16 protein-coding genes are annotated in these 22,921 nt (G+C 41.4%); 5 read left to right on the top strand and 11 right to left on the bottom strand.

Features of this window, described 5'->3' with window-relative positions:
- Positions 1-14 precede the first annotated feature (14 nt).
- Positions 15-1,136, bottom strand: a complete 1,122-nt coding sequence (locus tag KCG35_RS12470) for a coiled-coil domain-containing protein (protein WP_215820028.1) — start codon at positions 1,134-1,136, stop codon at positions 15-17.
- A gap of 339 nt (positions 1,137-1,475) precedes the next feature.
- On the opposite strand from KCG35_RS12470, the gene KCG35_RS12475 reads away from it, so the two are divergent.
- Complete coding sequence (locus KCG35_RS12475; protein ID WP_215820029.1) at positions 1,476-2,240, top strand: ParA family protein; 765 nt, start codon at positions 1,476-1,478, stop codon at positions 2,238-2,240.
- A 307-nt stretch (positions 2,241-2,547) separates the two neighbouring features.
- On the top strand, positions 2,548-3,303 hold the full coding sequence (gene bamJ, locus KCG35_RS12480; RefSeq protein ID WP_215820030.1) for a BamJ family beta-barrel-assembly machinery protein: 756 nt from the start codon (positions 2,548-2,550) through the stop codon (positions 3,301-3,303).
- 141 nt (positions 3,304-3,444) lie between these two features.
- Here bamJ and KCG35_RS12485 read toward each other — a convergent pair whose 3' ends face one another.
- From KCG35_RS12485 to KCG35_RS12505, 5 genes are all read right to left on the bottom strand, one after another.
- Positions 3,445-4,392: a WD40 repeat domain-containing protein gene (locus tag KCG35_RS12485; RefSeq protein WP_215820031.1), complete on the bottom strand. Its 948-nt coding sequence runs from the start codon at positions 4,390-4,392 to the stop codon at positions 3,445-3,447.
- 281 nt (positions 4,393-4,673) lie between these two features.
- The gene (locus tag KCG35_RS12490; RefSeq protein ID WP_215820032.1) at positions 4,674-5,687 is read right to left on the bottom strand and encodes an SO_0444 family Cu/Zn efflux transporter; all 1,014 of its coding nucleotides are present in this window, start codon (positions 5,685-5,687) and stop codon (positions 4,674-4,676) included.
- A complete protein-coding gene (locus KCG35_RS12495; protein WP_215820033.1) occupies positions 5,684-6,106 on the bottom strand; it encodes a heavy metal-responsive transcriptional regulator in 423 nt (140 codons plus the stop codon). Before KCG35_RS12495 ends, KCG35_RS12490 begins: the two co-directional genes overlap by 4 nt.
- A gap of 175 nt (positions 6,107-6,281) precedes the next feature.
- Positions 6,282-6,764 (bottom strand): sigma D regulator, encoded by a 483-nt coding sequence (rsd, locus tag KCG35_RS12500; protein WP_215820034.1) that lies wholly within the window; start codon positions 6,762-6,764, stop codon positions 6,282-6,284.
- Between the two features lie 683 nt (positions 6,765-7,447).
- Positions 7,448-7,957, bottom strand: a complete 510-nt coding sequence (locus KCG35_RS12505) for a disulfide bond formation protein B (RefSeq protein ID WP_215820035.1) — start codon at positions 7,955-7,957, stop codon at positions 7,448-7,450.
- Positions 7,958-8,414: 457 nt separating this feature from the next.
- Here KCG35_RS12505 and KCG35_RS12510 point away from each other — a divergent pair, with 457 nt between their 5' ends.
- Complete coding sequence (locus KCG35_RS12510; RefSeq protein WP_215820036.1) at positions 8,415-8,840, top strand: flagellar basal body-associated FliL family protein; 426 nt, start codon at positions 8,415-8,417, stop codon at positions 8,838-8,840.
- Between the two features lie 85 nt (positions 8,841-8,925).
- On the opposite strand, the gene gshA is transcribed toward KCG35_RS12510, so the two are convergent.
- From gshA to hslO, 5 genes are all read right to left on the bottom strand, one after another.
- Positions 8,926-10,494: a glutamate--cysteine ligase gene (gene gshA / locus KCG35_RS12515; protein ID WP_215820037.1), complete on the bottom strand. Its 1,569-nt coding sequence runs from the start codon at positions 10,492-10,494 to the stop codon at positions 8,926-8,928.
- 306 nt (positions 10,495-10,800) lie between these two features.
- Positions 10,801-13,125: a Tex family protein gene (locus KCG35_RS12520; RefSeq protein ID WP_215820038.1), complete on the bottom strand. Its 2,325-nt coding sequence runs from the start codon at positions 13,123-13,125 to the stop codon at positions 10,801-10,803.
- A 454-nt stretch (positions 13,126-13,579) separates the two neighbouring features.
- Entirely contained in the window at positions 13,580-15,139 is a 1,560-nt protein-coding gene (locus KCG35_RS12525) for a phosphoenolpyruvate carboxykinase (protein ID WP_215820039.1), read from the bottom strand.
- 788 nt (positions 15,140-15,927) lie between these two features.
- Positions 15,928-16,887: a hypothetical protein gene (locus tag KCG35_RS12530; protein ID WP_215820040.1), complete on the bottom strand. Its 960-nt coding sequence runs from the start codon at positions 16,885-16,887 to the stop codon at positions 15,928-15,930.
- Positions 16,888-17,514: 627 nt separating this feature from the next.
- Complete coding sequence (gene hslO, locus KCG35_RS12535) at positions 17,515-18,399, bottom strand: Hsp33 family molecular chaperone HslO (RefSeq protein WP_215820041.1); 885 nt, start codon at positions 18,397-18,399, stop codon at positions 17,515-17,517.
- Between the two features lie 319 nt (positions 18,400-18,718).
- On the opposite strand from hslO, the gene KCG35_RS12540 reads away from it, so the two are divergent.
- Positions 18,719-19,813, top strand: a complete 1,095-nt coding sequence (locus KCG35_RS12540) for an efflux RND transporter periplasmic adaptor subunit (RefSeq protein ID WP_215820042.1) — start codon at positions 18,719-18,721, stop codon at positions 19,811-19,813.
- A gap of 8 nt (positions 19,814-19,821) precedes the next feature.
- Entirely contained in the window at positions 19,822-22,920 is a 3,099-nt protein-coding gene (locus KCG35_RS12545) for an efflux RND transporter permease subunit (protein WP_230409170.1), read from the top strand.
- Position 22,921: the final 1 nt, after the last annotated feature.

Consider the following 22,921-nt stretch of genomic DNA (forward strand, 5'->3'; position numbering starts at 1 on the left):
TTAGAAAACCTCTATTACATGTCTGTTGCAGGATCAAAGATGCTTCTTGGTGCATCAGAGTCTTTATCATCAGACACTTCAGGTGTAGCCACTGGCGCTTCAGATACAGTATCTGGAGCAGTTGTCTCTACAGGTAACAATTCTTGCTGACTAGTAGATTCAACCGTTGTGTCGGTGACAGAAGCTTCTGTCAATAAGTCTTGTGTTGTCGCTTCTACAGGCGCTGCTTTAGCTTTTGTAGCTTTTTTGGGCGGACGGCCACGACGACCTGTGGTTGTTTTGGCTTTTGTCGCTGTAGCAGTCGTTGCCTTTTTAGGTGGACGACCACGCTTCTTAGGAGCAGCTGCTTTAGGGGCTGCTGTTGTCGCTGCAGCAGTCGTTGCTTTTTTAGGTGGACGACCACGCTTCTTAGGAGCGGCTGCTTTAGGTGCTGCTGTTGTCGCTGCAGCAGTCGTTGCTTTTTTAGGTGGACGACCACGGCGTTTAGGTGCTGCGGCTGTAGTAGCTGCGGCAGTTGTGGCTTTTTTCGGAGGACGACCTGGGCCACGTTTCTTCGGTGCAGCTGCTTTTGCTTTAGTGGTTGTCGCTTTAGGTGGACGACCTGGACCACGCTTTTTCGCAGTTGTTGTCGCAGTTTTAGCTTTTGCAGGACGACCGCGTTTGCCTGGTTTTTTGGCTGTAGTTTTTGCCGCTTTTAGTTCTTTGACTGCTTGAGTTTTGGCAATTTCTGCTTCGAATTTTGCAAGTACTTTATCACGCTTAGTGGCGTACTTGATATCTTCTTTAAGCTCTTTAAGGCCTTCTTTAGCAGTACTTAGTTCGTCTCTGAGTAGCGAAACTTCTTCTTTAGCGACAGCTAAGTCAACATTTACTTTCTCTAACTGGCGCACTGTAGCGGCAGTTTTTTTGAGTTTAAGTTTTGCTGAAAGTGTTGTTTGTCGAAGTTTTACTTTCTCCTGTTTAAGTTTTGCTTTTTCCACTTTGGTTTGAAGTGAAGTTATTTGCTTCTCAAGTTGAGTTAGCTCTTTCTCTTGAGCTTGAGCTAATTGCTGCTCGAGTTTTTGAATTTGCTGTTTTATATCTGAAACGGAAACAGCTACAGCTCGTCGAGCCGTTGCTTTTTTCTTGGCTGCCATTTTAATTCCTCATCTAACAGTAGAAGTAGAGATCAATTTAAAAGAATTATACGAAGAGAAAAATAATTATCCATATCTTAAGGATGAAAAATTAAAAATATTTACCTTATGGTGGCAAAAATAGGAAACACTTGCAAATATTTTGTGCATAATATTGATGCTAATAGCATTATACTTTAAGTAATAGTTGCAATATTTCCAGGAAAACTCTTAATAAGACAAAATGTGAATCAGTGTAATTTTTCCACGGTGCCGTAACTGATTGAAGTATTCATCAAGGGGAAAAATATTAATGGCAAATTGATGTAATATTATCCATTCATGCAAAGGGGCTAAATTATGAAACGTCGAGTAGTTTTTAATCAGAAAGGAGGTGTTGGAAAGTCCACAATAGCTTGCAATCTCGCTGCTATCGCTGCCAGCCAGGGTAAGCGAACGCTACTTATTGACCTTGATGGACAACGAAACTCCTCTCTTTATCTGCTTGGGAAAAACTATAGTACATCTCTTCCTACTATAGCTGATTTCTTTCAGGAAAGTCTGACATTTCGTTTAACAGGAGCCAATCTTCGCACTTATATTGCTACAACCCAATATGCAGAACTTTCATTATTGCCCTCATCACCGCAATTGAATGAGTTACAGCATAAACTGGAAACTCGCCATAAGATATATAAGTTGCGTGAAGCACTTGACCGTGTTGAACACTTATTTGATGAAGTCTATATTGATACGCCACCCGCGTTTAATTTTTATAGTTTATCAGCTTTGATCGCTGCAGATAATTGCTTGGTACCCTTTGATTGTGACGATTTTTCTCGTCGAGCGCTCTATGACTTAATTGCTAATATCAATGAAACGCGTGTTGATCATAATTCTGAACTAAGCATTGAAGGTATTGTGGTTAATCAGTTTCAGCCTCGTGCAAAATTGCCACAGGAGATGGTTAATCAGTTGTTAGATGAAGATATGCCAATATTATCACCCTATATTTCCTCTTCAATAAAAATCAGAGAGTCGCATGAGCAAGCAATACCGTTAATACACTTTGAACCTAAACATAAAGTGACTATTGAGTTTTGTGGGCTTTATGCTGCTTTATAATTGTTGATATTTATGGAACTAAAATACTAAGGAATTACTTTTCACTTTTAACGTGTATTAACCTGCATGACCTAATAACTGTGCATTAAGTGGACAACTCATTAACGCTCTATACCTTCTTTTTGGCTGATGGGGTATGATGCGGTCAACCCTTAAATTGGTTGCCTGGCAATAGGAGTGGAAGGTTGCACTTATCGGCTCAAACAGCCATAGGCGAACTTTCTAAGGCTAGGGGGCTCAAAACTGCAGTATCCTTTTGGGTGCGTAGTGCTAAGGACATAATTCAACCAACTTATATGAGAAGATCATGAAATTAAAAGTATTAACAGCCGGTTTGGTGTTGGCAACAGCTTCACAGGTATTTGCAGAACCTGTTAAATTAACCAACGATAAGCAGAAGCTCAGCTATAGTCTGGGTGTTATGTTTTCACAGCGGCTGAAAGCAGACTTTAAATATGATGACCTGGACTTAAATGTCATGTCTGCAGCAATGGCAAATGTGTTGAAAGATGAAGACACTGCGCTAGATGAGCAAGAAATGATCAAAATCATTCAAAAAGCTCAACGTGAGAGCTATGAACGTGCTCAAAAGCGTATGGAAAAAGAAGCAAAAGAAAACTTAGCGAAAGAAAAAGCATTTTTAGACAAAAATGCTAAGGCTGACGGGGTTATTAAGACTGACTCTGGACTACAGTATAAGGTAATCACTAAAGGTGAGGGTAAAAAACCAAAGGCTGATAGTACGGTTGTTGTTCACTATGAAGGCCGTACGTTAGATGGAAATATTTTTGATAGTTCATATAAGCGTGGTGAACCCGCGACATTTGGCGTGAATCAAGTTATTCCTGGTTGGACTGAAGCACTACAGCTAATGCCTCAGGGTTCTGTCTGGGAGCTTTATATTCCTTCTGAACTAGCTTATGGACCAGGTGGTATCCCTAATAAGATCAGCCCAAACTCTACGCTGATCTTTAAAGTTGAGCTGAAAGAAATCAAAAAGCCTGAGAAAGTTGAAAAGAAAGCTGAAAAGGTTGAAAAGAAAGAAGAACCTAAAAAAGGTTAATGGGTGATAAATCACGTGCAATTGAACGTGATACCTCCTTTTGATGTTAGGTTCATGCTAGTAGTTGGCGGTGTGTGAATGTCATCATCGCCGCTACTAAATCCTTACATTTACCGTATAATTAAATGGATTTCTTTGAGATTAGCGTAAGGTATACATCCGACCATTAGAGCCAATAGCATAAAACTGATCTTGACCAAATGCTAATGCTTGAATGGCAACACCTGTAGGTTTCCACGCTTGTCTTCGACTAACTTGCCAGTGTTTAATCACTTTTTGTTGTTTTAAATCATGCAGTTTTATTTCACGGTTGGTCGTTCCTGTTAACAAAAGTTGTTCGTTATCAGAAAATATTGCGCTGGTGAGAGTAGGGCCGCGTCCCATCCACTCTGCATGGGGATTAACATCATACACTAACCCACCTGTTTTAGTATCTCGTACTTGGGCAATGCTATTTGCTGCAGCAATAAATGCAAAACGATGATTTGCTGATAAAGACACTGAAACAACTTTATTCCCCATATCCCAGCTATGAAGAAGTTTACCTGTTGTGGTGTCCCATAATTTAGCGGTGTAGTCATCAGATCCTGATAAAACCATCATGTTGTCAGCTGATATTGCAACAGCATTAACTCTATCTGCGTGAAGGTAAGTGCGTTCAACCCCCCCATTTTTAATATTAAATAAAATAGCGCGATTATCTAGTAAACCTAATAATGCGATATTTCCACCATTTGATAATGCAATACTGGAAATATCACCTGGTGCACGCCAGAATGCTTGAGACTCACCTGTTACCGTTGACCAGAGAACAAGAGATTGTAAGTTATCTGCGGTAACGGCTAACTCATTATTTCCCGAAAATGCTGCAGCAACGATAAAGCTGAAAACGCCCTTTTGATGGTTCCAATTAAACCGGCGCTCATAGGCAGGAAATTGCCAAAGGCTACCACCGTGGTTGATTGAACCAATCATGGCCAGTTTGCCATTATGTGACAGTGCACTGGTGTAATTACCCACTACCGCTAACTCCCAAAATTTTTCTTCTTTTTTTGTACAGCCTGCCACTAAGAAGATAAGAAGCGTCATAATGAGAGGTTTGGGAAAGGTGTACATAGTGATCAAACAGAAGTTAGCTAAGCCATGAAAATTTGTGTTTTACTGTGTATTCCGCTTTCTGACTAAATAATATACCCATAGCGAAGGGTATAAATAGTCACTATCTGTCTTTCTTTAACAACGGATATAAATATAGGTTAGCAGTTTTTACTTAGGTGATTAGCGATGACTGAAACTATCTTATGAGTTGATTGAGATAGCTTCAGTCATAAGGGGGAAGACTGCTGATAACGTATGTTTGTTGACAAACGCTAGGCAGGTAACAGCTGTCTTCTTAACGGTTTGATGGCAAGTAGCACTAAAGTAATACTGCACATAGCATTAAACCAAACGGGAAATAAAGCATGTTCTGGCTGTATTTGGGCAGTGATGTCTATTTGAAATTGATTAACGATCATGTCGGTCATTAATCCAAAACTAATACAGCCGAGACCGATTGCAATGATGTATCCCAAAAAAGCACGATGCCCTAGCTCCTTGCGAATAATTCCAAGGGTACCTAGATTGGTCGCTGGTCCTGCTAATAAAAACACAAGCACGGTTCCAGGGGAAATTCCAGCAAGCAGTAGTGCCGCGGCGAGAGGTGTTGAAGCGGTAGCACAAATGTACATAGGTATGCCCGCAATTAGCATAAAGAGCATGGCAAACACCCCATGTCCCCAGTTACTGAGAGCAGATGACGGTAAGAATGTCATAACTAAGCCCGCAACAACTAAGCCTATAAGCAGCCAGCCGAGCATATCATCGTATAGTTGAGTAATTGCATAGCGTATACCCTCCCACGTGGTTGTTTTTGTCTGAGCTTTGCTGTGTCCTCCACAACAACCACCAGAGGGAGAATGAGTTACTGGTTGGGTCTCTTTTTCAGTGAGTTTTTCACCTAATATGCCTGTCAATAGTGCTAAAAAAATACCGTAGACTGGACGAATGATGGCCATAAAAGGGCCTAACATCCCATAACTTAAGGCAATAGAATCAACACCATTCTCAGGAGTAGAAACTAAAAATGATAAAGTAGCGCCTTTGGAGGCTCCTTTTCGGCGTAGTTCCATCGCAACAGGTACAACACCGCAAGAGCACAAAGGTAAGGGTGCGCCAATGATAGCTGCACGTGTAATAGCCGTTAGACCAGGCTTTCCAAGCCAGCGCTGTAAATGCTGCTGAGGTAGCCAGGTTTTCATTAATCCGGCAAGTACCAGGCCAAGGAGCAGCCAGGGTGATGCAGCATTGGTGAGAGTGATAATATTTTCTATAAATGCTGTCATGACTGTAAATCCTTGGGTAATGAGTTAGGTGTGTTGAGTATTGGGCATACTGACTCCTGGTGTGTTTTTGAGCAGCTCTTTAGTAGTGTTAATAAGTCATGGCGGACACGGAGCATATCTTTGATTCGGTGTTCGATATCTACCAGTTTTTCTTCTGCTAACTGGTGAATTTGTTGGTGATTTTTTTCGGGTGCTGACTTGAGCAAGAGGAGTTCTCTAATTTCTTTGAGAGAAAAACCCAAACGCTTTAATCGTAAAATAAAGCTTAAACGGTCAATGTCTGTGGTTTTGTAAAAGCGGTAGCCTGAACCCGTTCGCTGAGGCTTTGGCATTAGTCCCTGTTTTTCGTAATACCGTATAGCCTCTACGCTCAGCCCGCATTCTTTAGCCAGTGTGCCAATACTAAGACTTGTTTCCATAAAATGCCTCCACGCCATAAGCATAGAGCCTGAAGTATGCTTCAGAGTCAAGACTAAGAGTATTTCAGTGTGAGCATAACTAGAAGGGCACGAATGGCCCTTGGGGAAAGGGAATACGGAGCTTCAAAATTTAAAACCCCGTTATCCGAAGCATAAGCATGACAAGCGATGAGGGTTATTCAGAGAGTAGCTCTTTATGCGCATTATGAAGAACCTCGATCAACTGATCCTCATACGTAAATCGTTCTTCCATGGCTTGACCAAGCTGAGAAAGATCTTCACGTAGTTTGTCTTGCATGGATTTACAGCTGGTCTGGCTGTCATACTTATCATTAAAGTGCAGACATACCTCTGTTGTTTTTTGGATAAGTGGATAGAGTTGCTTAGCGACTTCAATACCACCATCATCAAACTCTTTTCCTTCTCTTAGCAGCTGCTCATAGACTTCAAAGTGTCCAGCAGAGACATAATCCATCATGAGCTGGCAAAGGGATTGGAGTTTATCGTATTTAACATGGATCTTCTTATCTTTATTACCGTTAAGACCATTGATATCACAATATAAAACGATGAGTTCCTGTCGCTCATTTAACCATCGGTCAATGATTTCAGACACTCCACCCCAGCGCTCTTTTGCGTTATGACAACCTTCAAGCATTCATTTTCCCCTTATACATACCATTCACTTTTTTTAAGTTGTACACCCTTCGCGAATGCTATTTAGCGTGTGCGATGATGCTATGTTACTACATACTTATTTACAGATGTGATGAAGTTTGTTTTTTATCGGTAGATTAGGCCAGAGGCAGGAAAGCAGCAAGTGCAATAATTATTTAAAACAATAGTCATGCGCTTGCTTGTATCAGAAGAAGATAAGGTTTTATCTACTTATTCCATTTTGTAGCTTTATGATTGAGCATTACTAATAATAAGACAGTATTGTAAGTGATAATGGGTGGAGTAGAGGAAAAGAATCAAGGACAAGGTTTGGATTACGCTGAGTATATAGGTTTTTGTGCGCTATTAAGTAGGTTGTGTCTGGTTAAGGGCTATGATTATTTAGGAAAAAATACGTCTTTTGTTGGCTGTAAAGAGCTAGTATTCCTCGACTGTAAAGCATAGTGAGTTGTAAGGTACTTAAGGGAACATCTAAAAATATCCTTTTTCACAGCAGTTATATTAGCAAATAACATTGTTTTTCTTTTCTTCATGTTGCTGTGATGTGCCGTCATGAATAGCCTTTCGCTTTTGAAAAAATGACGATTTTTTAGTGATGCCCTTAAGCTTGTAAATGGACATTAATTGCTATACATCGATGAGTACACAGTACATTTTGTGTACTTAGGTAAACATACGTTTAGAACGTTGACGGAATAGTTCAAACAGGGCAAAGCAAAAGAAACCTATAAATGCAATCAGTGACCAGCCAGGAATACTCAGGCCAAGAAATGTCCACTGAACTTCTGCGCAGTCTCCAGTCCCTGTAAACAAAACAGTTAACAGTTCTTGCCAAGGCAACATATCAATTAAAACATCCAGTGGCGGGGCACATTCTGGTACTTGATCGGGTGGTAAGCTCTGCAGCCATACTTGCCGGCTAGCGATGCCAATTCCTGTACCAGCAATTAAGGCAGAAAGTCCAGCATAAATTCGGTAGCCAGTATTACCAGGGTTATGAATGCTGGCTAATAAACAGATAATGCCAAGAGTGATGACAATAACACGTTGCACGATACACAGAGGACAAGGCTCAAGTCCCAAGCCATGTTGAAAAAACAACGCTCCCCCAATAAGGCCTGCACAGGTCAGAAACGCTAAAAAGAATAAAGGGCGAGATTGTGGTAAGCCCATGAATAGTCTCCTGCCGAGAAAGTTAGTCAATAATCGTTTACATATAATATTGAATACAGTAAGTCAGTTGTTCTAACAAATATACCTGTAACGATCGATATACTACAAACGGTTGACTAAGGTCATAATGGATTTATGCATGAAAAATAACACCAAGAACACATTTGTATGATCATTCTTTTTTTAGTCTATTAGCTGCTAAAATTGTTCAATAGTGGAACTTTATTCTTTATTCAAAAAGGCTTATACACATATTGCAACTTGTAGCTTCCTAGCATTTTTTGAAGCAGACAATCAGAAGTTATTCTCAAAAATGCCTTTGTTATTAGTAATGTTTATTCTTTTCAATTTGTATTTTGAGTATAAGTTGGTCTATTTAAAGATATTTTACCACTTACTACGTAATATCGTAATGGGTAGCGCAGGGAGATCAAATGATCGATGAAGAGGAAAGCGCATGAGACATGGAATTGCTTATCGATTTAGGTACTTGGCTTTTATAATTTTTATTATTAGTCAATGTTTTAATACGCTTTTGTATGCAGAGGAGGAAGTACCTCAGGTGAGCTACCTTGATGTCAGTCCTCCCATCATCGTTAATCTCTCAAGTAAAACAAAACGCATGCAGTATCTAAAAGCAGATATTGCCTTCAAAATTACCGGAGAAGTGGCTAAGACTAAAGTCAATAAACACATTGATGCAGTACGTGATTTGTTAGTGTTATTGCTCAGTGCACAAAAAATAGATGATGTTGATACGGTTGCCGGAAAAGAAAAATTACGTAATGTTGCCTTGCAACATGTACAAGCTTTTTTCAAAAAAGAAGAAGGTGAGCCTTTGGTTGAGGATTTACTATTTAAAAATATTGTGGTTCAGCGCTAACTTGGCCATAAGCTGATCATAAATGTTTGGGTTGCAAGTATATATCGCCCTAGAGATATATACTTGCAATGAATGAAGTGTCTTATTATGCGTAATATTTAGCTAAGAAGGTTTCAAATGCTTCCTGAGGGGCCGCTTCAATTTCTGCTTGCTGTTGAAGTGATTTATTGACAAGTACTTGTAACTCTTTTTGAGTCTCAGGTGTTAATGGGGCATGTTTAAAAGTCTCAGCATGCTGTTTTGATTGAATCAATGTGTACTCACTGAAACTGCATTGATGCTCTGATAGTGAGCGGAGCAATTGTCCAGAGGGTGTCTGTTCTGGGTTTTCTATTTTTTGCAGCTCTAGCTTCAAGCTTTCCTGATGGCGGTTTGAGTCATGAGCATCATCCAGTAACACGGCAATTGGCATCAATGAAGCAATAATTTCTTTGGCCCAGTCAGTTAATGTGGTTGATTTTCCTTGCTTCTGTAACTGAAGTTCTGGCTTTCGCCCCTCTAATACGACACGTGTAAAGTTGTGATTGATTGCCTCACATTCCGGGGTCGTAATAGCAGGGCTTTCAGCTAAAGCGCAATAGGTTAAAAACACATCCATAAATGCAGCCTGAGAAGCACTTATCCCAATGGGGTCAAATGGATTTAAATCCAGACAGCGCACTTCAATGTACTCAATGCCTCTTGCATGTAATGCTCTGGCAGGGCGCTCACCTGATTGGGTAGTACGCTTGGGGCGAATAGCATTGTAGTATTCATTTTCAATTTGCAGGATGTTGGTATTGAGCTGCAAATAACGACCATTTTTAGTGAGTCCAATTTTCTCATAGGCTGGAAAAGGGGTTTGCATTGCGTGTTCAAGGGACTCAATATACGTTGGTAGTGTGTTGTAACAAATATTCAAGCCAGACTGGGCATTATTTTGATAACCCAAGTCACTCATGCGGAGTGAGGTTGCATAGGGTAAATAGACGGTGTAATCATCAAAGTCTTGTAGTTGATGATTAGTATGACTGAAAAAAGAGCGGCATACAGCAGGTGATGCGCCAAATAAATACATTAATAACCAGCTTAAGCGACGGAAGTTACGAATGAGATTTAAATAGCAGTTAGACTGTAAATCGTTTTGATTGGTTATGTCTGAGCTTGTTTGCTCATAATCACCTAACAGAGACCAGATTTCAGGGGCCAAGGAAAAATTATAATGGATGCCTGCGATGGTTTGCATTGCTTTACCATAGCGGTGGGCTAATCCTTCACGATAGATATACTTCATTTTGCCTATGTTGGATTCTCCATAATAAGCAATGGGTATATTTTCATCTCCCGTTAAAATGCACGGCATACTGTTTACCCAGAGAAACTCATTTTCTAAATGCTGCAGGGTAAAGCGATGCAAATCATGTTGAAACCCAAGTGTAGTATCAATGTCCGTAAAGGCCGGTGTAATAAATTCCAGTAGCGCTTCTGAATAGTCGGTTGTGATATAGGGATGTGTTAGCTTGGAGCCCAACTGCTGTGGGTGGGGTGTCTGAGCCAAGAAACCATTAGAGGTGATTCGTAAACTTTCTTTTTCAATGCCGCGCCGTGTTGCTTTAAGCAGTTGGCGGTTCACCGGCTGGCTTAACAACTTAAGCCGGTCTGCTAAATTAGCCAAAACAACGCTTCCTTAAGCTAATCAGATGAGTGGAGAACACTATATGGGGATGAGTCATCATCACTACAAGTCGCCTTATACTAAGGTATACCATCTATATAGTGTTATGTGCGAACGTTATCAGCATTTTTATCTTGTTGGTTAAGGTTAAATCCATATAAATAATATGGATACTCTTTATAGAAAGCATAACAATGAGATATTGTCGCAGTAGAGGGAATTATAATCACGTTGTTGCTGAAGAAGGAACTAATTGCGAAGGGTATAAGCGTGACCTCTGGATATTTCCAGAGGCCAGAAGCGTGATTATTTCTTTTTAAGGCTTTTTGCATTAGCAAAAAGGTCGGCGAAGGTCCCACCCGTTGGTTTGTTGGAGGTATTGGCTGTTCGTCTTTTTTTATCACTTCCTGCAGATTTTCGTTCTGCACGAGGTTGATCTTTTTGGGCTTTAAAGTCTTCCGCAGTATCTGTCATACGCATTGTTAGACCAATGCGCTTACGTGGAATATCAACTTCCAGTACTTTGACTTTAACTATATCTCCAGCTTTCACCACATCGCGTGGGTCTTTAACGAATGTGTCTGACAAGGCAGAGATATGTACCAGCCCATCCTGGTGAACACCAATATCAACGAATGCACCAAAATTAGTGACATTGGTAACAACACCTTCCAATGTCATGTTGGGTTTAAGGTCGGCTAGCGTTTCGACACCTTCTTTAAATGTGGCCATTTTAAATTCAGGGCGAGGATCTCGTCCTGGCTTTTCAAGTTCTTTGATGATGTCGGTGATGGTAGGGATACCAAAATGCTCATCCGTAAACTTGGCAGGATCCAACGTTTTCAAAAAAGTACTATCACCAATGATATTGCGTATGTCACGCTGGTTCACTTCAGCAATTGATGTTACGACAGGGTAAGCTTCAGGATGTACGCTGGAAGCATCTAATGGGTTATTGCCATTCATAATGCGCAAGAATCCAGCGGCCTGCTCAAATGTTTTTTCACCCAGGCGAGGTACTTTTTTCAGGTCTTTTCTATTTTTGAACGCACCAAACTCATCTCTAAAGGTGACAATATTGTTGGCAATAGTTTGATTGAGTCCTGATATACGCTGTAATAACTGAGATGATGCCATATTCACATCAACGCCCACCGCGTTTACACAGTCTTCAACCACTGCATCCAGTGATCGCGCTAAGCGTGTTTGACTCACATCATGCTGATATTGGCCCACGCCAATGGATTTTGGCTCTATTTTTACCAACTCTGCCAGTGGATCTTGCAGTCTTCTGGCAATAGAAACGGCACCACGAAACGAAACATCGAGATCAGGAAACTCTTTTGCGGCCAGCTCAGAAGCAGAATAAACAGAGGCTCCTGCTTCACTGACCATAATTTTCGTTACTTTAAGCGAGGGGTATTTTTTAATGACTTCACCCGCTAGCTTGTCTGTTTCTCTTGAGGCTGTGCCATTACCAATGCTGATCAGTTCAACATTGTACTTTTGACAGAGGGCCGCGAGTACTGCAACTGATTTATCCCAGTTATTTTTTGGGGCATGGGGGAAAATGGTAGTGTGCTCAACGAGTTTACCAGTGTTATCAACCACCGCCACTTTGACACCAGTCCGTAAGCCAGGGTCAAGGCCAATTGTAGAGCGTTGTCCGGCAGGGGCCGCCAGCAATAGGTCTTTCAAGTTGTGAGCAAAAACGGCAATGGCATCTTCTTCTGAGGCTTCGCGTAAGCGAGTGAGTAGTTCACTTTCAAGCTGGCTGAGGAGCTTAACACGCCAGGTCCAGCGCACGACTTCTTGTAACCACTTATCAGCAGGGCGTTGTTCATCAGCGATTCCCCAAAACTCAGCAACCATATGCTCACAGGGGTGAGATGCTCCGCGCTCTTGTTCTTCTCCTACAGCAATAACTGCTTGCAAGATACCTTCATTCCGGCCTCTAAAAATAGCCAACGCACGGTGAGAAGGTACTTTTTTAATGGGTTCACGATGGGCAAAGTAGTCTTGGAACTTGGCACCTTCAGCCTCTTTTCCTGCCACTACTGTTGAAGATAGATCGCCTTCTTGCCATAAAAACTCTCTGAGTTTGCCTAACAGTTCAGCATTTTCGCTAAAACGTTCCATCAGGATAAATTTGGCGCCATCAAGCGCTGCTTTAGTATCAGCGACACCTTGATCTGCATTAATAAAGGATTCAGCAGCTTGTTCTGGTAAGGTTTCAGGTTGGTTGAAAAGCAAGTCTGCAAGTGGTTCTAACCCTGCTTCTCGAGCAATTTGTGCTTTGGTTCGACGTTTAGGTTTATAAGGTAGATATAAATCTTCAAGCCGTGTTTTGGTATCTGCTTGGTTAATGGCTTGTTCCAGCTCGGGGGTGAGCTTTTCTTGTTCTTTAATACTGTTAAGTATTGTGTCACGCCGTTCTTCCAGCTCCCTGAGGTAGCGCAGCCGCTCTTCCAAGGTACGTAAGTCGGTATCTGAAAGACCACCTGTTACTTCTTTCCGGTAACGGGCTATAAAAGGAACAGTAGCGCCACCATCAAGTAACTCTACCGCTGCAGCAACTTGCACTTGACGAACATCGAGTTCTTCCGCAATACGCTGAAAGATAGTTTCCATGAATTACCTTTCTCTCAATTAATAAAAAACAATCCAGATTATGACACACTCAAACGGAAAGTGTCTTACTCCGCACACACTATACAAACTGCTTATCATATAAATCTCAGCTATGCGATAAGCTACGGTATTTAGCTCTACTAAGCTGCATAAAGCAGAAAGTCAGTTATTGTTAAGACATAAATACCCTTAATGAAAGGTATAGTATTAAGCCTGGTTGGACGATGTTCATTAGGTAAATACTCAAAAGAATTATCAATAAGGCAAGTGTAGTAGATAGCGTTTGTCTATTTGAGCAAGTGATGAGGGGGATAACGTCAGTTCACTTAGCCAAAAGTTGAGTGTACTGGAGAATAAAATTATGGCCTTCCAGATCGACACGTATTCCAACTGCACAATAGTTGGAATACGCTTTGGGTGTTGATGACTAAAGAACAGTTACATAAAGCAGTTATTAGCTACCAATATGTGGGCCTGCTTGAATGATATCTTCGGATACATCAAACTTTTTAAAGTTGTTAATAAACTGCTGTGCTAAGTCTTTGGCTGCATCATCATAAGCCTGCTTATCTTTCCAGGTATCACGAGGACTCAATAAATTGGTATCGACGCCAGACACTTGTGTTGGTACATCAACATTTATGGTGGGTAAGTGTTTAGTGGATGCTTCAGCAAGTTCACCATTTTGAATGGCGTGAATAACTGAACGTGTGGTTGGAATACTAAAGCGTTTACCGCCTTTGCCATAAGCCCCACCTGTCCAACCAGTATTCACTAGAAAGACTTTACTGCCAAACTCTTCAATCCGCTTAATGAGAAGTTCGGCATACACACGTGCAGGTCTTGGGAAAAAGGGGGCACCAAAGCATGTTGAAAAAGTGGATTTTAACCCTGCTTCACTGCCCATTTCAGTAGAACCTACCAGCGCGGTATAACCACTTAAGAAATGATACGCAGCCGCTTCTTTGGATAATATAGATACTGGTGGCAGGACACCTGTCATATCACAGGTAAGAAAGATAATAGCAGTTGGCTCATCTGCACGGTTTTCGTGTACACGCTTGTGGATATGCTCAAGCGGATATGCACAACGGCTGTTTTCGGTCATGGAAATATCGGCATAATCTGGCTCATTGGTGTGGTGATGAATAACTACATTTTCCACAATGGAGCCAAAACGAATGGCATTCCAAATGACAGGCTCTGTTTCATGGCTGAGGTTAATACATTTAGCATAACAGCCTCCTTCAAAGTTGAAGACACTACCTTTAGCCCAGCCATGTTCATCATCACCAATTAAGTAGCATTGCTCATCTGCAGAGAGTGTTGTTTTGCCTGTGCCTGATAAGCCAAAGAAAAGCGTTGTTTCACCGTTTTCGTCCACATTAGCGGAACAGTGCATGGGGAGAACATCTTTTTCAGGTAAGAGGAAATTTTGCACGGAGAACATGGCTTTTTTCATTTCTCCGGCATAACGCATACCTGCTAAGAGTACTTTGCGTTTGGCAAAGTTAATGATAACGACGCCATCAGAGTTGGTTCCATGTTTAGCCGGTTCACAAGTGAAGTGAGGGGCATTAAGAATTTGCCATGCTTCTTTGCCTTGGGGGTTGTATGTTGACGGACGAACGAATAAATTTCGGCCAAATAAATTGTGCCATGCTGTTTCCGTCGTCATTTGTACAGGTAAGTAGTGCTCTGGGTCTGCACCAACATGTAAATGTTGTATAAAGCGAGTTTGTCCAGCTAAACTTTGTTCAACTTCATCCCAGAGAATGTCAAACTTATCGGCAGGGAATGGCCGATTAATGGACCCCCAATCAATGGCATCTGACGTGCTCGGTTCATCGACAATATAGCGGTCTTTGGGAGAGCGACCGGTTCTTGCTCCGGTTTCAACGACTAATGCACCATTTGATGCTAAACGGCCTTCATTGCGTATTACTGCCTGCTCCACCAGCTGAGCTGCATGGAGATCTTCAAAAACCTGAGGACCCTCTTTGCTATCAGTCATTATCAATTACCTCGCCGGCTTTTAATACCGTTTTAGTTAATTCTTAAGTCCTGTGGCTTACATGACGACATGTTGTTTTCAGCATAGTGGTTTCATGCTAAGTCGACAAAGGTTTAGTGTTACCCTCTACGCAAATCATATTAGCGAACTTGTTTTCCTATTAACCAAATGACTTCTTACCATTGCTTTGAGCATATTTCAGCTTGGTATTAAGTGGCGTAGTTTTATAGGTGAAACTAATTCCATAATAAATGGGATGCTTCAGGGTGAGTGTAGAGTAGGAAAAAATCAATTTAGCTTTACCTTGTTATGCCTTCGATTACACCATGTGGTTATACACTTTGTGATTAATTATTGAGTACATACATATGCTGATAAGCAATAAAACTCAGTTTTTGTATGAGTTAAACCAAGTCTCATGATATCACCTCAAAAAAACGATCACTCAGGGCATACTGTAAGCGCTAGCATTATGCCAAAAAAACATAGTTTGCGTTAAGGCAATTAGCAATGAATTAAGAAGCTTTATATCAAAAAAAAGGGTTTTTACTACATTAATGGCTGTATGATGTTTGTATTTCCTTAATATGGCGTAATGACTCTAGGTTTTGAGCTCCTTCTGTGTGCTATTTATTGATTATTTTATCCATTAACCTTGGGTTAATAAGTGCTTCACAATAAAGTTTTTTAACTCTATTGCACAAATAGCTCAAGACGACCTATTTGTGCTCTGGGTATAACTGAGGTTACATGTCAGTTGCAGGGTATAGCAGGGTATACTGCTTCTATTAAAGCCGCATGACAAACCAGCGAGGTTGAGGAATGGCCTTGATATAACGTCGAGCGACTTTATCGTTGTATAAAAACGTTGGCACCTCAGTGGTAAGCTTAAATCCAAACTGCTTGGGTAGTTTTGTATAAACGGATCGAGGAGGATTATGCGCAATGTCTTTTATTTTTTTTCCTGTCTCGTAGGTGTGGTAGTAGATTTGAGTAATTCCTATTTCCTCTCTAATGAACTGTATTGCAGCAGCCAGTGATGCTTCAGCCCAAATTTGTTGGTAGGGTTGTAAACAGGTTTCTACATAGCAGGAGAGATCCTCATAACCTCCTCCAATGTCATACCATACATCACATGGTTTAAGGCTAGGGTTATTTTTGCGCTTTGCTTTCAAACGTTGATATGCACTATATGCATCTCGTAGCCAGTCGTTCTGAACTTCTTCTATTAATGCTTCATTGGTATCCAGGTCGAAATCTAACCTGACCCAGGCCATCGTGTGTCGACCTTTGGTATTGATAGGATGTATATCAGACTCAAAGGGACCTTCATCTTGTCTGCCTGGCTTTATCAGTGAATAGTATTTAGCTAAATGCTCTCCAGTAAAGTTGATTTGTAAGACTAAATTAGACTGGTTTCTGGATGTTTGGTCCCAACCTCTTTCTCCATTACCCCAACATCCTAAGGTTAATGCAAAAATGAATGGTTTTTCCTGCCAGTAACTATTGAGTTGTTCCTGACTGATTTCACCTTGTCCATAAGGCGATAAGGCTTCTTTGACAGTTTTTTTCGTAAAAAAATGACCAAACTGACTTTGTTTGAGTTGATTTAACTTGCAGGTTTGGCGTTTGTTTTTATCCATTTCATAGCGCAGAAGATCAAAGCAGTAGCGATCTTTGTGATAATAAAACAAGCGACGTTCTTCACCTAAGCAGGTAATAATCTCTTTTATATCTTTTTGTTTCATAATCTAGCGTCATTACGGTCAATGTAAAAATATGCATACGACAGGTGGCTCCTAAATAGGGCTGACTTATGTAAAAAAACATAATGAGCACTCCTAAATTGCATTCTTTAAATACAAAAATTGATTGTTTTCTCTTGTTATCACTATGGATATAACAAGAGACAGCAAAACATTAGGGGGGGCTCAATGCCAAGCAGCAAAACACAACTTCCTGGTAAGCTGGTACTTAATAAGGAAAGTGTGAATAAAGTTGGTAATGCTATAAGCCAGCGATGAAAGCTGGTTATTAACTGAAAGCGTACTTAGCAAGGAAACCCGTTGTGTGAATGAACGCATGAGTCTTTATCATTGTGGGCCTCCTTTATTTTGTAGGTAAGTGGATTAAGATAGGTTGGATCAACGTTACATTAATCAGGCAACTAAAACGCCAATAACGTTATTAATAAATAATAGCGAATTGTTGCTAAGAATTTGATCAAACTTAATGGTGGCGAAAATATAAACAGATTAACGTTCAAATGCAACTTTAAATAAGAGTGTCTTCTTCACTCCTGACCTTTTGCAACCGTCCCCTTAGTTGGAGGGAAACCCATGATGCGGGCATTAGCCTGCATCATGGGGAGACAACTAGTGAAGAGAAGTTGATGATGACGTATTTTCATTGTCATCAAAGAGCTGGGCGATATCTATTGCATTGTAGTGGTAAGCATGGTTACAAAATTGACAGTGAAGAACCAGCTCCCCTTGCTCTTCCAATACACTTTCTGCTTCTTCACGGCCAATTGAGTGCAGTGCTACTGATGTCTTTTCTCTAGAGCAGTTACAATGGAATGCAACTGGCTCTGCAGGAAAAACACGGACTGTCTCTTCATGAAATAACCGGTGAAGTACCACAAGTGGGTCCAGTGTTAACAGTTCTTCTGGCTTTACTGTTTTAGCCAGGGTTGTTATGTGTTCCCACTTAAGCTCTCTTTGTTGAGGATCCGTTTCTTGGGAAGCAGGAAGTGCCTGAAGTAATAAGCCTGTTGCATGCTCATGGTCAGCAAACAACCACATTTGGGTGGGTAACTGTTCTGACTGAACAAAGTAGCTACTGAAACACTCACCTAATGTGTCCCCATTAAGAGGTACGATGCCTTGGTAACGCTTACCTTGTTCTGGGTCAATCGTAATGACTAAATGACCCGCAGGTAACAAGCTGCGTAGATCCATTTGTCGAATATCACCTTCCCAGCGAGCTAATGCTCTAAATTCATGCTTCTCATTACAGTCGACCATTAATAAGCGGATAGGACCACTGCTTTTGGCTTGCAAGGTCATAACACCAGCGAATTTTAATGTTGTACTCAATAAAATGGCTGCCGAGATTAGCTCACCAAGTAATTGTCTGATGGGCTCAGGATAGTCATGGGCTGCTAAGGCCTGTTGATAACTCTTTTCAAGAGAAACTATCTCGCCACGAATGTCTGTCTGCTCAAAAAGAAAGCGCTGAATTTGATCATGTTCACTCATAACAGTATTGCTCAACTCGTTTAGTGAGGGGGCGAATTATAGGCATCCTGATACTTGAAGTCATGGGGTGAGTGGGAAAAGTTACAGGAAGAACTAAGTATCATTTTTTATGTGATGTTTAAAAAGACTAGCAACGTTAAGTTTAGAAAGTCTGTGGATGACTGTCAGTACAGGTCAACATATAAAAAAATCAATGTTGACAGTGAAAACATTCTTGAGTTATATGTTAGCAGTGTCAACATTGTTTTATTCAGTACGACCTTGAGTACTGCCTACTGCAACATTTGTTTTTAGTCTCGACAACTCAACAGGCTTCGATATGAAACGTTCAAAATTCCAGCTGTCACAACATATTACAAAGTTGGGCAGTGTGTTATGGATTGGGCTGTTAGGCTGTGCCTGGAGTCAGGCTCATGCCGATAGCAACTCTCAAGAGGTTAGCGCAAATGATACCCAACAGCCTGTTCGAGTTGTCGCAACCGCTGATGTGAAGCGTGAACTCCGCCAATTACCTATTCATACTGCAGGACGTCTAAGTTACTCCGCAGAAACGCGACTGGCTTTTAAAACCAGTGGTCTCGTTAAGGCGGTGTATGCTGATGAAGGCGATAACTTTAATACAGGAGACTTGCTGGCTACGTTAGATAAGGAAGAAGTCAATGCTCAAGTCAGTTCAGTAGAGTCTAATGTAATTAAGGCTAAAAGGGACTTGCAACGTCTAAACCGCCTCTATCAAAAAAAAGCGATTTCGTTACAACAGCTGCAGGACGCTCAAACAGCAGTACGATTGACTGAGGCAGAGCTTCGTATTGCCCAGTTTAATCAACGCCATTCCGTTATCAAAGCGACCCAACCTGGGCGGGTTTTACAGCGATTATTGGAACCACACGAATTAATTAGTGCGGGTACGCCAGCCTTTTTTGTGGCACTGGGCAAAGATCAGTGGGTTATGGAAGTGGGTCTGGCTGATCGAGATGTTGTTCGTGTGACTATTGGTGATAAAGCCACAGTTCATTTTGATGCTTATCCAGAAAAAGTGTTCCAAGGGCGTGTTAATCAAATTGCTGCAGTGGCTGATCCTAAGTCTGGGACATTCAATATCAAGGTTGAGTTAGATAAACCACCCGTGGCACTTAAGTCTGGACTTATTGGTCGAATGGATATTTTTCCCCATACCACCAAGCCCCTTGCGTTTATCCCTGTCGCAGCAATGGTCACCGCCAAAAAAAATAAAGCAATGGTTTATGCCTTTGATGAGCAAACACATCAAGTTCAACAACACTGGGTGGATATCTCTGCCATGTTGGGGGGGGAGTTGGCGATAAAAAAAGGGCTGGATGGCGTACAACAGGTTGTAACCTTAGGCGCTAAGTATTTAGAAAATGGGATGCATGTGCGTCTTGCTGGGGAGTAGGTAGTGGTATGAAAGTAAATGGAGGCATGAAGTTACCGCAGTTTGCCGTTGTTAATTACCAGTTTACGTTAATGGTTTTATTGCTGCTGGTGATATTAGGTGCTGTATCGCTGATGACGATGCCACGCTCTGAGGATCCACAAATTACCTTACCTATATCCACAATCATCGCTGTTTACCCTGGAACAGCTCCGCTTGATATGGAGCAGTTGGTTGTTGACCCTATTGAAGATGCACTTTACGCGCTTGATGATGTAAAAAAACTCAAAACAACGATTAAAGATGGAGTAGTGACAACACAGGTTGAATTTCACGATATAGAAGATCCAGATGATTATTATGATGATGTTGTGCAGGCCATGTATCAGGCTAGAGAGGAGCTTCCAGACGATTTATTGCGCTTAGAGGTTCTGAAAGCATCGCCCACTAATGTCAATATTTTCCTTACAGCTCTGACCTCAGAACAAGCTTCCTTTCGTGAGTTAAGAAGGCTTGCTGAGCGCTTAGAATTAAACTTTGAAAAAGTATCTGGTGTTAAACAGGCAGATGTATGGGGTATTCCGAGCCAGCAAATTCAGGTTCGTGCTGATTTAGAAAAAATGCGTCAGTGGGATATTTCGCTGGATACATTGTTAAATGCGTTGGAGGCGGCCAGTGTCAATATACCTGCAGGTCATGTTGATGCAGGGCAGGCTCGATTTACAGTGCGAACCAGTGGTGATTTCAAGTCACTGGATGCTATTCGTAAAACCATTGTTCGTGGAACTGACAAGCATGTGGTTTTTGTCAGTGATGTGGCTGACGTGCATTTTGCTGATGATGACCCAACGCACTCAATTACCCATAATGGTGAACGATCCGTTATTGTTTCAGTAAAACAGCGTGGAAAGACTAATATATTTCATGTTCAGCAGGGCTTAACAGAAACGCTGTCTACATTTCAAAAAACATTACCTAAAACCATAAAAGCAGATGTTGTTTTTGATCAGTCAGCAAGTGTTGATCAAATGTTGTCATTATTGCAAAACAACTTGCTACAAGGGTTATTGTTAGTGGGTTTGATTGTTTTGGCTGTGATTGGGCTAAAGCAAAGTATGGTGATTGTGTTAGCAATTCCTTGTTCAATGCTGGTGGCAATTGGCTGGGTGGACCTTGTAGGGTTTGGGTTGCAACAGATTACCATTGCAGGATTAGTCATTGCCTTGGGGTTATTAGTTGATAATGCCATCGTCATTACTGAGAACATCACACGGATTTATCGTCAAGGTAAGACACCTCTTCAAGCTGCAATAGAGGGGGCAGGACAAATGGGATGGGCTGTCGCTAGTGGAACAATCACCACAGTATTAGCCTTTGTTCCCTTGTTGATGCTGGAAGGTGGAACGGGTCGCTTTATACGCTCTCTCCCTGTTACGGTTATTTTAACCTTATTGGCCTCGCTGATTATTGCTCTGACTTTTACACCTTGGTTATCCAGCAAAATGTTGAAAAAAACAGATAATGTTGGAACGTCTGGAAACGTCAATCAAAAGACTCGTGGATCAGGTGAAACACGTGTTGCTTTATGGTTATCTGCTTTTAGCAGCCGCTGTTATGTACCTTTACTCAAGTGGAGTCTTAAGCACCCTGGGTGGCTATTGCTGATTGTGGTATTGATACTTTCCAGTAGCTTATGGCTATTTCCCAAAGTAGGGGTCAGCTTGTTTCCAAAAGCAGAGAAACCCCAGCTAATGATTAATATTGATACACCAGAAGACACTAGCTTTGATGCCACTGGCAGCAGAGCGCATCAAGTTGAGCAACTTTTAGCGCAACATGCAGGAGTACTAAGTGTTATAACCAATGTTGGGCGTGGTAACCCTAAGGTTTATTACAATGTGGAACCCAAGCGAGAGCAGCCTAATCATGCCCAGCTATTTGTTCAGCTTTCACCTGATATGCAAGAGGGCTTACCGGAATTTGTAAATGTGTTGCGTAAACAGGTCGCTGAAATACCAGGGGCAGAGATTGCAGTCAAAGAGTTCGAGCAAGGTCCGCCACTGGATGCCCCTGTAGCTATTTGGGTGGTAGGAGATCATATTCCAACGCTGAAAAAAATGGCGAATGCTGTTGCTGATATCATGCGAAGTACTCCTGGTGTTATTAATGTACGAAACCCCACTGGTGAATACAAAACGGATCTCAATGTTGCAATTAATCGAGATAAAGCGGGTTTACTGGGCATTCCTATTGTACAAATAGATAAAACCGTCAGGACGGCACTGTCAGGTTCATCAGTTGGCACATTCCGAGATGAGCTGGGAGATGAGTACTCCATTGTTGTTCGCTTGGCTGATAATAATAAACCCACACTTGATGATTTTGAGCGAATCACCGTTGCTTCAGTCAGTGGTCAATCCATTCCTCTGCGTCAGGTTGCCCAACTAAACTTCACTCCAGGCCAAGCCAGTTTTCACCATTATGATTTAGAACGAACTGCATTGGTGACTGCCGATGTGGCTAGAGGATTCCAGGTTGTTAATGTGACTACTGTCATCGAAAAACAGCTGCAGGCTTTAGCGTGGCCTACAGACTTTTCTTATCGTGTGGGGGGAGAGGAGGAGAGCCGGGCAGAGTCATTCGCAGGTATTACCAAGGCATTATTAATTGCCTTGCTTGGTATTTTTGCTGTACTCGTGTTGCAGTTTAAGTCGTTTGTTCAGCCTGTCATTGTTTTTGCAGCCATTCCTTTGTCCATAGTTGGCGTTTTAGTATGTTTGTTTGCCTCAGGAAATAGCTTTTCTTTTATGGCATTTATTGGTTTTAGTTCATTGGTTGGTATTGTTGTGAATAACTCTATTATTCTTATTGATTATGCAAACCAACTTAGAGCGGATGGCCTATCTGTTGTTAATGCTGCATTAGAAGCTGGAAAAACACGTTTAGTGCCAATTGTACTGACAACATTTACAACAGTAGGTGGCCTGCTACCGTTAACATTATCTGGTAGCAGTTTATGGGCGCCTCTGGGCTGGACAATTATGGGAGGGTTGCTGTCATCAACGATGTTAACCATTGTTGTGGTACCAGTGCTATTTAAGTTGTTAACCGCTGGGAGCAAAGAGTAAT

Source organism: Zooshikella harenae, from assembly GCF_018837975.1.
Taxonomy (GTDB): Bacteria; Pseudomonadota; Gammaproteobacteria; order Pseudomonadales; family Zooshikellaceae; genus Zooshikella; species Zooshikella harenae.